This window comes from Alteribacter lacisalsi (assembly GCF_003226345.1).
Taxonomy (GTDB): Bacteria; Bacillota; Bacilli; order Bacillales; family Salisediminibacteriaceae; genus Alteribacter; species Alteribacter lacisalsi.
Map to the genome: position 1 here is coordinate 187,907 of NZ_PDOF01000001.1, position 14,758 is coordinate 202,664.

General features: G+C 45.8%; 13 protein-coding genes. 6 read left to right on the top strand and 7 right to left on the bottom strand.

All coding sequences use genetic code 11. The features are described 5' to 3' along the window. Window position 1: 1 nt before the first annotated feature. Genes CR205_RS00865 through CR205_RS20370 form a run of 3 tightly spaced genes read right to left on the bottom strand, consistent with a single transcriptional unit; the run spans window position 2 to window position 3,118 of the window. The gene (locus tag CR205_RS00865; protein ID WP_110516008.1) at window positions 2-1,312 is read right to left on the bottom strand and encodes an ArgE/DapE family deacylase; all 1,311 of its coding nucleotides are present in this window, start codon (window positions 1,310-1,312) and stop codon (window positions 2-4) included. 24 nt (window positions 1,313-1,336) lie between these two features. Next, on the bottom strand, window positions 1,337-2,929 hold the full coding sequence (locus CR205_RS00870) for a sodium:solute symporter family protein (RefSeq protein WP_110516010.1): 1,593 nt from the start codon (window positions 2,927-2,929) through the stop codon (window positions 1,337-1,339). A 30-nt stretch (window positions 2,930-2,959) separates the two neighbouring features. Continuing rightward, complete coding sequence (locus CR205_RS20370; RefSeq protein WP_201745331.1) at window positions 2,960-3,118, bottom strand: hypothetical protein; 159 nt, start codon at window positions 3,116-3,118, stop codon at window positions 2,960-2,962. Window positions 3,119-3,403: 285 nt separating this feature from the next. On the opposite strand from CR205_RS20370, the gene CR205_RS00875 reads away from it, so the two are divergent. Continuing rightward, window positions 3,404-4,798 carry a sigma-54 interaction domain-containing protein gene (locus tag CR205_RS00875; RefSeq protein WP_328587704.1) on the top strand — a complete coding sequence of 465 codons (1,395 nt, stop codon included), beginning with the start codon at window positions 3,404-3,406 and terminating at the stop codon, window positions 4,796-4,798. Between the two features lie 144 nt (window positions 4,799-4,942). On the opposite strand, the gene rpsD is transcribed toward CR205_RS00875, so the two are convergent. Continuing rightward, window positions 4,943-5,545, bottom strand: coding sequence for a 30S ribosomal protein S4 (gene rpsD / locus CR205_RS00880; protein ID WP_110516015.1), 603 nt, complete (start codon window positions 5,543-5,545; stop codon window positions 4,943-4,945). A gap of 556 nt (window positions 5,546-6,101) precedes the next feature. Beyond that, a complete protein-coding gene (locus CR205_RS00890) occupies window positions 6,102-6,581 on the bottom strand; it encodes a GAF domain-containing protein (protein ID WP_110516019.1) in 480 nt (159 codons plus the stop codon). 202 nt (window positions 6,582-6,783) lie between these two features. Here CR205_RS00890 and refZ point away from each other — a divergent pair, with 202 nt between their 5' ends. Further along, window positions 6,784-7,419, top strand: a complete 636-nt coding sequence (gene refZ / locus CR205_RS00895) for a forespore capture DNA-binding protein RefZ (RefSeq protein WP_110516021.1) — start codon at window positions 6,784-6,786, stop codon at window positions 7,417-7,419. Here the strand turns inward: refZ and hisJ are convergent. Next, window positions 7,413-8,231 (bottom strand): histidinol-phosphatase HisJ, encoded by an 819-nt coding sequence (gene hisJ, locus CR205_RS00900; protein WP_110516022.1) that lies wholly within the window; start codon window positions 8,229-8,231, stop codon window positions 7,413-7,415. The genes refZ and hisJ overlap by 7 nt on opposite strands. 283 nt (window positions 8,232-8,514) lie before the next feature. On the opposite strand from hisJ, the gene ezrA reads away from it, so the two are divergent. Then, entirely contained in the window at window positions 8,515-10,221 is a 1,707-nt protein-coding gene (gene ezrA / locus CR205_RS00905) for a septation ring formation regulator EzrA (protein WP_110516024.1), read from the top strand. Between the two features lie 217 nt (window positions 10,222-10,438). On the opposite strand, the gene brnQ is transcribed toward ezrA, so the two are convergent. Continuing rightward, on the bottom strand, window positions 10,439-11,761 hold the full coding sequence (brnQ, locus tag CR205_RS00910) for a branched-chain amino acid transport system II carrier protein (protein WP_110516026.1): 1,323 nt from the start codon (window positions 11,759-11,761) through the stop codon (window positions 10,439-10,441). 270 nt (window positions 11,762-12,031) lie between these two features. Between brnQ and CR205_RS00915 the strand changes: the two genes are divergently transcribed. The 3 genes from CR205_RS00915 to CR205_RS00925 all read left to right on the top strand — a co-directional run bounded on the left by CR205_RS00915 (window position 12,032) and on the right by CR205_RS00925 (window position 14,688). Continuing rightward, window positions 12,032-13,174: a cysteine desulfurase family protein gene (locus tag CR205_RS00915; RefSeq protein ID WP_110516028.1), complete on the top strand. Its 1,143-nt coding sequence runs from the start codon at window positions 12,032-12,034 to the stop codon at window positions 13,172-13,174. After that, window positions 13,171-14,394, top strand: a complete 1,224-nt coding sequence (thiI, locus tag CR205_RS00920) for a tRNA uracil 4-sulfurtransferase ThiI (protein ID WP_328587705.1) — start codon at window positions 13,171-13,173, stop codon at window positions 14,392-14,394. Before CR205_RS00915 ends, thiI begins: the two co-directional genes overlap by 4 nt. Window positions 14,395-14,487: 93 nt before the next feature. Beyond that, complete coding sequence (locus tag CR205_RS00925; RefSeq protein ID WP_110516030.1) at window positions 14,488-14,688, top strand: alpha/beta-type small acid-soluble spore protein; 201 nt, start codon at window positions 14,488-14,490, stop codon at window positions 14,686-14,688. The last annotated feature ends 70 nt before the right edge of the window (window positions 14,689-14,758 follow it).

The following is a 14,758-nucleotide window of genomic DNA, read 5'->3' on the forward strand; positions in this document are numbered from 1 at the left end:
CTTAAGAATGTCCCCTTTCGTCTCCTGTTCTGATACCGCACCAGCGCAGAATAAAGTCTGCGTAAACAGCTGTTACTTCCTTGAGGCTGTCAAGATCAACCCACTCGTTTATTCCGTGCATATTACCTCCGACAGGACCGTAGCAGGTTGCCGGAATTCCGTAGTGCAGGTTATAGTGACGGATATCGGTTGTACAGGTGATTTCCGTTCTTTCGAGAGGTTTGCCTGACACTGCTTCATGAGACTTTTCAAGTTCGTGGAACAACGATGTTGTATCATCGAGCGCTACACCTTCAGCATGGAATCCGTAAAACAAAATTTCAGGGGGGTGTTCTTTCAGCCAGTCGTCCTCACAGGCTTTCTCAAGCAGCCAGGCCTTTACCTGATCTTTAATGTCCTGTGGATCCTGCCCTGGATAGAAGCCTACTCTGGCTTCCATGACACATTCTGAGGGTACACTGGACGGCCAGTCACCTGAATGGATCTTTCCAATATTGACGTTAAGAGGATGAGGGTGTCCCTTGAAGTCATCGTGTTTTGGCTGGCTGTTCACATGAGACTGGTAGGACTTCAGGGCATTCAGTATAACCATTGATTTTTCGATTGCATTTACTGACTGGTGCGCCCGTTCAGTATGTGCTCCTACACCTTTTACCGTAATTCTGGTCCAGATCACGCCTACCTGTGCCTTCACGACTTTCTGACCGAAAGGCTCGGGAATAAGAGCGGCATCTGCTGTATAGCCTTTCTCAAGAGCTGCCAGAGCACCGTTGCCCGTACATTCTTCTTCGATGACGGACTGAAGAGTGAGGGGAGCATCTAATTCTATACCAGCCTCCATGATTGCTCTGTAGGCAAAAACAAATGCCGCCACCCCGGATTTCATATCCTGAACACCTCTGCCATACATCCGGTTGCCTTCAATCGTCCCTTCGAATGGAGGATAGTCCCATGAAGCCACAGGTTCTGCACTTACAACATCGATATGCCCCTGCAGGATCAGGCTTTTTCCATTTCCGACTTTTCCATTCAATGCTGTTCCAACAACTACTGGTCTGCCGTCATACGGCCACTCCGGCACAGAAAAAGCCTGGTGCTTTGACAGGGATTTTATATCAGGAACAAAAGAATCAACTTCAAGTCCGAGTACTCTCTGAAAATAATCTGCCATGAAGTTCTGGAGGGCTGCTTCATTTCCCAGCGTGCTCCTGTAACTTGTGATTTTTTTCAAAAACGCAAGCTCATCTTCCCAAAGCAAATCGATTTGTTTACTTACAGCTGCCTGTAAAGATTCATGAACGGTATTTTTCATCAAAATCTCCCTTTCAGAATTGATTTAGAGTCCGAGCATTACGAAGAAAAAGCCCCAGATAACTGCTGAAATGCCAATAAAGGACAGTGAAATCCACATGGTCTGCCGGTACTGTTTTTTGAGCTTGCTCAGTCCATTTTCTTCAGAAAGAATACTGTTGATGGTTGAATGGGACAAACTTGTTTTCTTCATTTTGTAATAATAATCAAGCTCATGTGCTGTCGGTTTGGTCAACAGGCCGATAACGATTAAAGTGATTACTCCAAGAGTAAAAGAGATCATAAGGGAATCAATATGAACAGGAAGTGTGATGAACTCCCGTCTGGCCAGTTCATCGATCAGAATGAAGGTTAAGCTTCCGACCAGCATACTGCCTACTGCTGCTTTGCTGTTCATCCGCTTCCATTCGAGCCCTCCTACAACCGTTGGAAGCCAGCCTACAGCAAAAATGGCACCTGCGTAAATTGAGATCCAGTAAATGGCGCTCGGACGCATGATGGCAATGATACATACAAGAACCGCAATAAAAATCTGTGCATACCGGCCGACAGTCAGACTGCGTTTTTCAGAGAGTTTTTTGCCGTAGATGTTTTCATACAAGTCTCGGGCCAGTGCAAAACCGGTCAAGACAAAAAGGGTGGAAGCTGTTGACATAATAGAGGCCATCAGACCGGCAAGTCCGAGTCCTCCGAGTGCAGCGGGAACTTCCTGAAGAAAACCGATAACCATGACGTTATCCGTATCCTGAATTCCAGGTTGCAGTACCTGCATGCCGCCTGCAGCCAGGAAAACGGTGACCTGCATAAGCGGAGCAAGAAAGACCCCGATGACAGCAGCCTTTAAAATAACAAAATCGTTCCTGGCCGGAAATACACGTGAAACAAGGGCTGGTGTACAGGCAAAGAACAGGATCCATACAAGGAACTGGGAGATGGACCAGCCGAGAGGGCGCTGCTCTGCACCGCCGATGGTCCAGTAAAATGGTGTAGTTTCAGCAAGAGCCTTCATTTCAGCGAAGCCAGCCTGTCCCATAATAAGAGGGGCGATCAGAACTGAAATGGCCAGCATTGTAAAGAGCATGAGTGTGTCTGTAATCACCACGCCGTACATGCCGCCTAAGGCACAGAAAACAAGAAGGGCAATCGTAAAGAGCACAATCATCCATGCAAATGAAATCCCGGTCACTTCACTGAGCACCAGACCGGCACCGATCAGTTGGATGACCCCGTAACCGAGAAGGCCCACAATCATGATGATAAGGGCAATAATACTGACAGTTTTATTTTTAAAACGTTTCTCAAAGAAGTCAGGCATTGTCTTACAGCCGAGTGCTTTCATCTTTCGTCCTATATAAATAACGGCGATGAGAGTACCAAGCCAGGCACCAAACGATCCAAGGGCTGCTATTACAAGAGGCCCTTCGGCGTAGGACTGGCCTGCTATCCCGAGTATAGTCACCGCACTCAGGTATGTGGCGGCAAGCGTTCCGACTATGAGTAGTGTGGAACCTCGTTCACCCATAATGTAAAAATCATCTTTGGTTTTGATGTAGCGTGATATAAGACCTCCGGCTATAACGTAAAGGGCCAGTACCACGTAAAAGATAACCTGTGTCATATTCAATTTCCCCCTTAGTATTCATCTGTATCACTTCACTGCTTTTGAATTTCCTTTTTCAAGTTCCTCCCGCTCTGCTTTTCTGATAGCAGGCAGGTACTGTTTTCTCAGGATCCAGATTACGATTGCTGAAGAAATAACAGTTGTTAAAAAAGCGTTAAAGAAAAGAATGAATACGTGAAAGTTCAACCATCTCACCTCCCGGGTGTCTATTGTTCATATTTGTATAATGCAAGTTCGATGCCAGTTGTTTTTTATGAAAATACTGAATTTTGTAGAAAAAGAATGGTTTTTTCCTTATAATTAACGATTAAAGGCGCAGTTTGAATCGGTTTCGGTTCGGTGTATTCAATACCGACTCAGTTGAAACGCTTTGACTTCAGAATTGAACCGAAATTGACTCGTACAATAAAATCAATCAACTTGCGCCAGGTTGTCAGGTTCCAGCGGAGAGAAGTATAGGGAGGACTTATGATGGAAGCATCAGAGATTTTTCAATCAGTTCCATTCAAAAAAATTCTAAATGTTATTAATGATGGGTTGTTTTTTGCTGACGGGACGGGAATGACTTTATGGGTAAACGAAGCAAGTGAAAGAATATTAAATTTGCCATCCACAGAACTCATAGGGAAAGATGTCTTCAATCTTGAAGAGAAAGGGATTATGAGCCCCTCAATTACCCGTATGGTTATTGAGTCCAGAAATAATATCAGTACAATTCAGACGTTGCCAGATCAGAAAAGATACCTGGTGACAGGACACCTCCTGTCGTTTGGTGAAGATGAACTTGTTGTTGTTCACTCCAGAGATATCACGAAAGCGATCACCGCCTCCAATAAACTTGAGGATGCTGAAAAGCTTCTGGCAACATATAGTCAGGAAATAAGACAGATGAAACAGCGAAAGCCTTTAAAGGAAAGAAGATTTATCGGTAATGGGCCAGTCTTCAGGGAACTTTCCGAGCTTATCCAAAGAGTGGCGAACGTTAACACGACAATCTTTATAACTGGTGAAACCGGGGTAGGAAAAAACGCAGTTGCAGAAAGGATCCACAGGTTAAGTGACCGGCATGACAAGCCATTCACCCACATCAACTGCGGAGCCATCCCGGAAAATCTGATTGAATCCGAACTGTTTGGCTATATGAAAGGAGCTTTTACCGGAGCAAACGTTAAAGGAAAAGAGGGGATGGTACAGATGACTGAAGGGGGGACGCTGTTTCTTGATGAAATCAGTGAATTACCTCTTCACCTTCAGCCTAAACTTCTCCAGCTTCTACAGAATAAAATGTATTTACCAGTTGGTGCAACAAAGATGAAAACAGCAGATGTGAGAATTATAGCAGCTGCTAACAAGGATTTACTTGAAATGACCCGTAAAGGGGAATTCAGGGAGGATTTATATTACAGGCTCAACATTATCCCTGTTCATGTTCCCCCGCTCCGTGAGAGAAAAGATGATATCTTTCCGATTCTTCAGATGAACGTAGACTACTTCAATCAGATTCATAACCAGACAAAAACTCTTTCCAGCAGCTTAATTGATACACTGACTTCATATGAATGGCCAGGCAACATCAGAGAACTGGAAAATCTCATTGAGAGACTCGTGATTACCTCATCGGAAAGCAGGATTACTGCAGAGGATCTTCCCGGAAGCTTTCTGCCTGATGAATTTACGGATAGTGGAAATTATATGAGAGACAATGAAGGACTTCCAAATACTATGGAAAGAATTGAAAAAGAAATAATAGCAGGCGCAATGAAGAAGCATAAAACAACGAGACAAGCAGCTGAGGCATTGGGGGTTTCGCAGTCATCCATCATGAGACGGATTAAGAAGTACAAATTAAATGATCATGGAGCGTAAACAACTTATGATATGAAGCGGCTGGTAACTATACAAAGGTTAGCGGCCAAAGATTTCTTTTACGAATAAATTTATAATCGTTCCAATTCATTTCACAAAAAAACAGACCCTGCGTAAACAGGATCTGCTCTTTCCGAAAGCTTATTAACGAGAGTAGAACTCAACGATAAGCTGTTCGTTAATTTCAGCTGGAAGCTCAGAACGCTCAGGAAGGCGAGTGTACTTGCCTTCAAGGCTTTCAGCGTTGAACTCAAAGTATGCAGGTACAAAGTCGTTTACGTCCAGTGCTTCCTTAACAGCTGTAAGGTTGCGGGACTTTTCACGAAGGGTGATTGTCTGTCCAGGCTTCACGCGGTATGACGGAATGTCAACGCGGCCGCCGTCTACAGTGATGTGACCGTGGTTTACAAGCTGACGTGCCTGACGGCGCGTGCGGGCAAGACCGGAACGGTACACAAGGTTGTCAAGACGGGATTCGAGAAGGATCATGAAGTTTTCACCGTGGATCCCTTTCATGTTGCCAGCTTCATCGAACATGCGGCGGAATTGACGCTCGTTCATGCCGTAAAGGTGGCGAAGCTTCTGCTTCTCCTGAAGCTGAAGTCCGTATTCACTCATTTTCTTGCGCTGGTTGGGACCGTGTTCACCAGGTCCGTATGGGCGTTTCTGAAGCTCTTTTCCAGTGCCGCTTAGAGAAATTCCAAGACGACGGGAAAGCTTCCATGATGGTCCAGTATATCGAGCCATTGATAGCTCCTCCTTCGTAAATCAAAAGATTTGTGAAAAAGAACAGTAAGTGGCAATCCCATTACACAGTCATTTTATTTTCATGCACCATCGCCTCGACAGCTGGAGGTTACGCGATGCACCTCGTAGTACGGGAATAAAATGAAGCTGTATAAAGTTTACCGTTGGCTGTCTTTATTGCACAAAGAACAGTGTATAACGGAGGACAGGAAATGTCAAGTTTTCGTTAAGCATCTAGCTGAAGAGGATTGTTCTTGCTTCTTGTTCAAAAATACACTCGCTTGCCGCGGGCAAAGGCGTCTCGTGATTTTTGAACAAGAAGTACCAAGTGTACAAACACAGCAATTAAGAAAGACCACTCAAAGCAAAGGTGAGGGCCTTTAAAATTAATATGAGTTTTTTAGGAGTTGATTGCAGCGAACGCGCGAACTCCTGCGGGGACAGCGCCGGCTGAAGACCCCGCATGGCGCTTTTCCTGAGGAGGCTGAAGCGGTGCCCGCGGAAAGGGAGCTAAGTGAGTGTAATTCAAAAACTGGACTGAAACAGAACCCTGCTTTTAGAGGTTCTCCACCAGCACATCGGTAAATCTCTTCAGTTCCCGTTCATCTTCTTCGGAAAAGCGCCCTTTAACCGGACTGTCAATATCAAGGAGTCCGAGTAGTTCACCGTCTTTTACGAGCGGGAGAACAATCTCCGACTGTGACGCTGCATCACAGGCAATGTGGCCGGGGAAAGCATGAACGTCTTCCACGCGGATCACTTCCCGTTTCTCCGCAGAGGTGCCGCAGACGCCCCGGCCTTTCTGGATTCTCACGCATGCCGGCATACCCTGAAACGGACCGAGAACGAGTTCGTCGTTTTTCCACAGGTAAAAACCGACCCAGTTTACTTCACTAAGGAACTGATTTAAAAGTGCAGATGCATTGCTCAGGTTTGCAATAAGATCATCTTCATCGTGAAGAAGACCTTTCAACTGAGTCAGCAGCGTATCGTATTGTTCTGAAAGTGACCCTTTATAAACGGATGATTGAAACAAAGCAGAACCCTCCATCGGTTGAAATTTTGTAAAGTATATCATAAAAAATAACTGCCGGTTAGAGATCGGCTCGGAGAAAAAGCAGGAATTTTGTCCCTATTGTACGAAATACGATATAAAAGAGATAGTGAGACGAAAAATGAAACGGCCCGCGTGCAATGTTTACGAAAAGCTGTTTCTGCGGGGAGAGGAAGGATTGACCATGCCATCGAGAAAAGCCTCAAAGGAAAAAGTGATGAGAGCTGCGATTGATCTGTTTAATGTGCAGGGGTATTCAGGAACCTCGGTAAGGGACATCGCTGCAAAAGCGGATGCTAATGTGGCACTGATTTCATATTATTATGGCAGCAAGCAGGGGCTCCTTGAACATCTGATGACCGATTTTCTTGAAGGGTACGTCGGCGCAATTGAAAGGCACGTAAATGAAATGGGTCATACCGGTGCGGGTGCGGCCTTGCTGAATGCGATCTGGGACGCACTGGCCTATCAGCAGCGGCGTCATCATCTGGCAAGGTTTGTACACAGGGAAATTACCCTTGATACGACGCTCGTCAGGGAACTGATGACCACGTATCTTACAAAAGAGAAGTCCCTCTACAAAAACATTGTCAGGACCGGTTTTGAGAAGGGAGAATTCCGTCACCCGCCGAACGACTATTGGATTTTGCAGCTCCGGGGAATGCTGATTCTCCCGTTTCTGCACCCGCAGTATATCCGGGAAGTGTATCATCTGATGCCCCATGAAACACACTTCCTCACGAAATACTACGAAGAACTGACGGGCTGGCTTTCCCAGCTGTTCAATGGACAGATTCCGAAAGAACTCCTACGTCACTGAGCTTCCGGCCCTGCAGGCTGGAAGCGTTTATGAAGCGTAACGGCTCCTGTGGCCAATTTGGAAGGAGCATGAGCATCGGAGCCGTAAATAAGAGGAATGCCCATTTTGTCTGCAGCTTCGAGTGCTGAAAAATAAGGATAGCTCTCTCCGCACAGCGGTTTAATCAGCCCGGCTCCATTCATATCTATTGAGAGGTTTTCTGATTTGATGGATTCAAAAAGGGCTGTCACCTTCGGGAGAATTGGAAAGGATGCCGGGAAGCGTTTATGAAACTTTCGGACAAGGGTAGGATGACCGATCCGTTTCGGTTTGTATTTGCCCAGACCGGCTTTTACAGAAGCGGAAACGGTACTGAAATACAGATCGTATACAGCTTCAAGAGAACCGAGCTGATCCACCAGTGAAGCGAACGAATCCGGTGAATAATCAAGACAGGTATACTGCCCCCCTGCTTTAAGGAAGTGTACGCTCAGTATACTGTCATCAAGCATTGGACCGGTTTCATCAAGGAAAGCCTTTGTTTCCTGTTCGAACCCTTGAATATAATCCACTTCAAGGCCGATCCGGACAGCAATGTCGTCCCTGTATTCTTTCTTAACGCTCTGAAGTTCGTCGATGTACTGCTCAAGCCGATGTTTTTTCATGGCGCTGTCCTGTTCAGGTACCGGATCTGTGAAGCCTTCGGGAAGCGGTGCGTGCTCGGTAAAAGTCATCCCCTTATAACCGAGTCTGATTCCCTGTTCAATATAGGCACGGATCGGATGTGTTGAACCGTGTGGACAGTAAGATGTGTGAACGTGTCCGTCATACATGTGCTGGGACCTCCTTAAGGAATTTCAAGTATTTTGTCGTAATTCATAAAAAAAGGAGAAAGAACTAAAAAAAATCCAATAAAACCGCTCAAATATATATTTTTCCATGATATTATAAGGTAGACAAGGCATATCATCAAATCGGATCCGTCGGGCAGACGGGTTTATTCTTTATACTTATCGGTGTCATCTGATACGAAAGCACTCGATTCGACAGGGATAAACAATAAACACAAGTTGTTTTACATAATTCATACATATTTAATGACAGAGGAGGCAGCAGATGATTCCCATTTTATACAGTCTTGCAGCGCTTGCAGTGATTCTTTTTATTGCAGGGACGCTGGCAAGAAAACGCATATATAAAGAAGTGGACCGGCTTGAACAGTGGAAAATGAGAATCATGAACGAACCGGTGACAGAAGAAATAGGAAAGATTAAAGGTCTGACCATGTCAGGCGAAACCGAGCAGCGTTTTGAAGCATGGCGGTCCGAATGGGATGACATCCTGACAAAAGCGCTTCCTGATGCAGAAGAAAAGCTGTTTGATATCGAAGATGCGGCAAACCGCTACAGATTTAAAAAAGCGAAAAAGCTGATCGCAGAAGTAGACACTACGCTGGCTGCTGTTGAAGGCCATATGAAGAATATGATTAAAGAAATCAATGAACTGGTTGAGAGTGAAGAGCATAACCGGGAAGAAATTAATGATGTTCAAAATTATTACGATGAGACCAAAAAGAAATTATGGATGAAACGAAGCGCCCTGGGAAAAGCAGGGATTAAACTTGATGAGATGATGAAGAATGTCCATGGTTCATTTGAACAGTTTGAAGAAGAAACACTGGAAGGGAACTATTTGCAGGCTCGTCAGACGCTCGAACAGATGAAAATTTCTCTCCAGGAGATCCACAATCTCATTGAGGAAGTTCCCCAGTATCTCCTTCTTATTGATAAAGAACTGCCTAAGCAGCTTACGGAATTGGAGCGGGGTCTTAAAGAGATGGAGGAGCAGGGCTTTGCCATTGAACATTTTTCGTTTGGGAGTCAGATTACCGAAATGAAAGTAACGTTGACCGGACTGGCTGAGAGCATTGACCAGGTTGAGGTTGAGAAAGTAAAAGAGCCGGTTGCCGCTATCCAGAGGACGATCGATGAGATCTATGAGAACCTCGAATACGAAGCCCTTTCCAAACAGGTAGTTACCCAGCAGATCCAGGAGGTCGGCGCCAGAGTCGATCTGCTTCCTGATCTTTACCGTCAGTTAATTGAAGAAACCGATGAAGTCAAAAGCACGTACAGGCTGACAGAAGATGACTACAAACAGCAGTACCAGATTGAAAAAACTGTCCGGGATCTTACTCAGCAGTTTATGATCATTGAGGATTACTACGACAACTCGAAACAGACATATACAGCAGTCAGAACCATGATCAAAGAGTATCTCACGAAGCTGGAGAACGGCGAGCGTGAAATGCTTCAGGCGAAAGAAGTGCTTGAAGAGATGCGGTCGGATGAACGGAAGGCCGAGGAGACATTGCGGGAACTTAAGCAGCAGCTCATTAATACACAGAAGAAGCTCCAGAGAAGTAATATTCCCGGTCTGCCTCGACAGGTTCTTTCCGAATTAGACAAAGCTGAGGAAGCGTTTATCCGTGCAGCGGGAAAGCTCGATGAAGTGCCTCTTTCCATTGAAGACGTTACAAAACACGTTGATCAGGCACATGATCATATCACAAATGTAACGCAAACGATCGGTGATGTAATTGAAACCGCTACTCTGGCCGAGCGCCTTATCCAGTATGGGAACCGATACCGCAGGCAGAGCGACAGCCTGAATCTGCAGCTCCTTAAGGCAGAAGATGCCTTCAGAAATTACCAGTATGAGGACGCGCTGAATATCAGTGTCCAGGCAATTCGCCCGGTCGACCCACATGCATTAGAGAAAGTACAAAAGGAAAATGAAAAAACCCTGCAGCCTTCGGTGTAAACCGCGGCTGCAGGGTTTTCGTTATTCCTTAAAAAACCGTACCAGGCGTATTACCGGATAAAGAAGTCATTAAACAATAAACAAATTTAATAAGGACAGGGAAATTCCAGAAGGGATAAGGCAGGGGACCTGCTCCATTTTACGAACTTCAGGCTGATGAGAACCTTATCTCATCAGCCTGAAGTTCGCTACTGGGGGGAGTCGGTTATCAGAAGAATTACATCGATTTCTTTTTTACTGAAGAGGCGGCTAATCCGGCTGCTGCACCAGCCAGGGCAGGTACCGCCCAGCCAATGCCGAGGTCAAAAAACGGAAGCGCACCAACCGTGCCGGCAAGGAAGTCGGCGAACAGCCCGGCGGTAATAAGTCCTTCAGGGATACTTACGAGAGCTGCACCTGCAACGGCACCTTTGTACACGGCTTTTCGCCCGTTAAACAGGGGATCAGCCAATACAAGTACAATAAGGACAATCGCAACCGGATAAATCATAATCAGCATGGGCAGAGAAAACTGAATCAACTGTGTAAGCCCCATATTGGCCATCGTCAGACTGAAAAGAGCGATGATGCCGGTTGTAAGGGGATAGGGAACCTTGGGAAAGAGCTTCTTCAGATACTCCCCAAATGCTGAAATGAGACCGGTAGATGTCGTCAGACAGGCAATTGTTATAACAAAGGATAAAAGGACGAGACCAATGTTACCAAGGAGCATCTGGGATACGGATGTGAGAATCAGTCCGCCATTTTCCTGAATGCCGAGCGCAGTTACACTTGTCGCTCCGAGATAAGCGAGTGAAAAGTAGACGAGCGCAAGGCCCGTGCCGGCGATCAGACCTACCTGTACAGCTTTCCCTGTAAGCTGGCGGGAATCTGTTACCCCGTATTCCTTAATTCTTGAAATTACAACAATACCGAATACGAGGGCGGCGATTGCATCCATCGTAAGATATCCTTCAAGAAAACCTGTGAAAAACGGCTGGCTGCTGTAGGCACCTTCTGGTGGCTGTATGTCCCCAGGAGGCCTTACAAATACGTTCACCGCAAGTATGGCCAGAAGTCCTACAAGAACAGGTGTGAGAAATTTACCAACTCTGGATACAAGTTTTGAAGGGTTAAGAGCGAGCCAGTAACTTATCCCGAAAAACAACACGGTAAAAACAAGCATAAACAGGCTGTGCCCTTCTCCTTCCAAATAGGGAAGTGCACCAATTTCAAATGCTACACTGCCGGTACGGGGAATCCCGAAAAGAGGACCGATGGCTAAATAAACGGCAAGTGGAAAAAATAAACCGAATATCCGTCCGACCCGCACGGAAACGTTCTGGAGGTCGCCGCCGGATTTTGCCACTACTATTATGGCGAGCACGGGAAGCCCGACCCCTGTCACGAGGAATCCCAGCACGGCTGTCCATACACTTGTTCCTGCTTCCTGCCCGAGTGCAGGAGGGAAAATCAGATTGCCTGCTCCCAGGAACAGAGCAAACATCATAAAACCAATCGTCCAAATCTCTCTCGGTGTAAGCGTTTTCTCGTTTTTCATTGATGTTACCTCCCGGATGGCCTCCCATCCTTAAATAATCTGCTGAAAAGCTTTAAAGGAATAAAGACAAAGGTCATTTTATCACATCTTGAAATGTTGTAAACAGTTAAAATTGAAAGAAAGTTTCTGTTTGATTGTACCTGTTCAAGAAAGGGACGTTGAAAAATTCACATTTACACTGTAGAAAAATGTCGCACTTGTGGTAAGATTAGCTGTTGGATAGTATAGACGAAAATGCACGGTTTTACGGCATTTGGGGGTAAAGTTAACATGATTTATTTTGACAATAGTGCAACGACCAGACCTTACGAAGAGGTACTGGAAACATATACAAAAGTAGCCCATGATTTTTTCGGCAACCCGTCTTCTCTTCATCCAGCCGGGAAGCAGGCAGAGAGGCTGATGAACCAGACGCGTGAGATGGCGGCAAGGCTTCTGGACGTAAAAGCGAAGGAAATCCTGTTTACTTCCGGTGGAACGGAAGGGAATAATCTCGCTCTGAAAGGAACAGCGGTGAGGCATAGATCCAGAGGGAAGCATCTGATTACTTCTGAAGCCGAACACCCATCCAGCTTTGAAACTTTTCAGCAGCTTGAACAGGAAGGATTTGAAGTGACCTGGCTTCCGGTTAACAAAGACGGCGTGATCAGCCTTGTTGATCTGAAAGAAGCGGTAAGAGAGGATACGATCCTCGTTTCCCTCATTCATGTTAACAATGAACTGGGATCCGTTAACCCGGTAAAAGAGGCAGGGAATTTTTTAAAGCAGTTCCCAAAAATTCTTTTTCATGTCGATCATGTACAGGGAATCGGTAAAGTCCCTTTGCGCATCAAAGATTCAGGCATTGATTTCTGCACGGTTTCAGGACATAAATTTCACGGCGTGAAAGGGACAGGTCTTCTTTTTGCACGTGAAGGAATCGTGCTCTCGCCACTCTTTTCAGGAGGAAAACAGGAACATCAACTTAGAGCAGGAACAGAAAATCCTGCAGGAGCAGCGGCTCTTGTTAAAGCGATGCGGATTCATTTTGAAAGATCAGCAGAGGGAAACCGGAAACTGTTCTCCTTAACAGATGAACTGATCGCCTCGCTTCAGGAAATAGAGGGAATTGCGGTTAATACATCAGCGAACCGGGCACCTCACATTGTGAATTTTTCGGTTCCCGGTGTGAAGCCGGAAGTGCTCGTTTCCGCATACGGGGAAAAAGGAATGTATGTATCGACGAAAAGTGCCTGTTCATCAAAGGAGCCGGAACCGAGCAGAGTACTCAGTGCCTGCGGTTTTAACCGTGACCGGGCAGCAAGCGGCATTCGTGTGTCACTCAGTTATGAAAACACGGACTCCGAAATCAGGACGTTTTTACACTATACGAAGGAGATTGTTCCTTCTCTGTTAGAGGTGGTTTCCAAATGAAGCAGATGACGTATGATCACATTCTTGTCCGATACGCAGAACTGTCCCTGAAAGGGAAAAACCGCAGCCAGTTCGAAAAAAGACTCCAGCATAATGTGAGGACGGCGCTGAAGACATCCTTTCCCGAAGTGAAAGTAAAACGGTCTTTCGGGAGAATGTTTGTTCAGCTTAATGGGCATGATGAACAAGGTGTTTCAAAAGTGCTGAAAGGGCTCTTCGGAATTCATTCAATCAGCCCCGCTCTGAAGCTTGAAAATGACATTGATCTGATCCGTGAAGGAGCCGTTTATGCTATAAAGGACGCGCTTCCTGCTGAAAAAGGAACATTTAAGGTAACATCGAAGCGGATTGACAAGACATTTCCGGTACGGTCCCAGAAGCTCAATCGCGAACTGGGAGCGGAAGTGCTTAAAAATACAAAAGAAATCCAAGTGGATGTTCATAATCCCAATGTGGAACTCAGAGTAGAAGTGCGTCAGGATGGAACGTATCTTACCTGCCGAACGGAATATGGCCCTGGCGGACTTCCGACTGGCACAGGCGGAAAAGTGATGCTGATGCTGTCCGGAGGAATTGACAGCCCGGTTGCAGGTTATCAGATGTTTAAGCGCGGGGTTGAAATGGAGGCCATCCATTTTCACAGTCCGCCATTTACAAACGAACGGGCCCTTCAGAAAGTAAAGGATCTGACGAAGGTACTTTCACGTTATGCAGGCACAGAGATTCGTCTGCATGTTGTTCCGTTTACTGAGGCGCAAAAACAGATTCATGATGCCGTGCCCGGAGAATATGAGATGACGATTATGAGAAGAGTTATGCTCAGGATTGCTGAGAAAGTGGCCGGAAAGCGCGATGCGCTGGCTCTTGTGAATGGAGAAAGTCTTGGTCAGGTGGCGAGTCAGACACTCGACAGTATGCATACCATCAATGAAGTAACGAACATGCCGATTCTGAGGCCACTGGTGGCCATGGATAAACAGGAAGTAATTGAAATTGCGCAGAAAATCGACACGTATGAGCTCTCTATCCTTCCTTATGAGGACTGCTGTACAATTTTTCTTCCGCCGCAGACGAAAACAAAGCCTAACCGTAACAAAGCGAACAGATTTGAAAGTTCTCTTGATCTTGACGCCATTGTAAAAGAGGCTGCCGAAGGAACTTATGAACAAAAACTGTCCTCTGCAGAGGAACTGGATAAGGAGTTTGAAGACCTGCTCTAGGATCGTTCCATTAATTGGATAAAAAACCATAAATATTTTTGCATGTGAATCTACCTTCTGTAGCATCCTACTGTTACAAGGGAGGTGAATAACATGGCAAACAACAGAAGCTCTAATCAACTAGTAGTTCCTGGTGTCCAGCAGGCTCTTGATCAAATGAAGTACGAAATCGCTCAGGAATTCGGTGTAGAACTTGGCCCGGATTCTACTGCTCGCGCTAACGGTTCCGTTGGTGGTGAGATCACTAAGCGTCTTGTTCAGCAAGCTGAGCAGCAACTAGGTGGTCGTCAATAATTATAATATGGATTAGAGGAGCGTCCCATGTGGGCGCTCCTTTTCATTGTCCGAAAAAGAAAGAGAATGA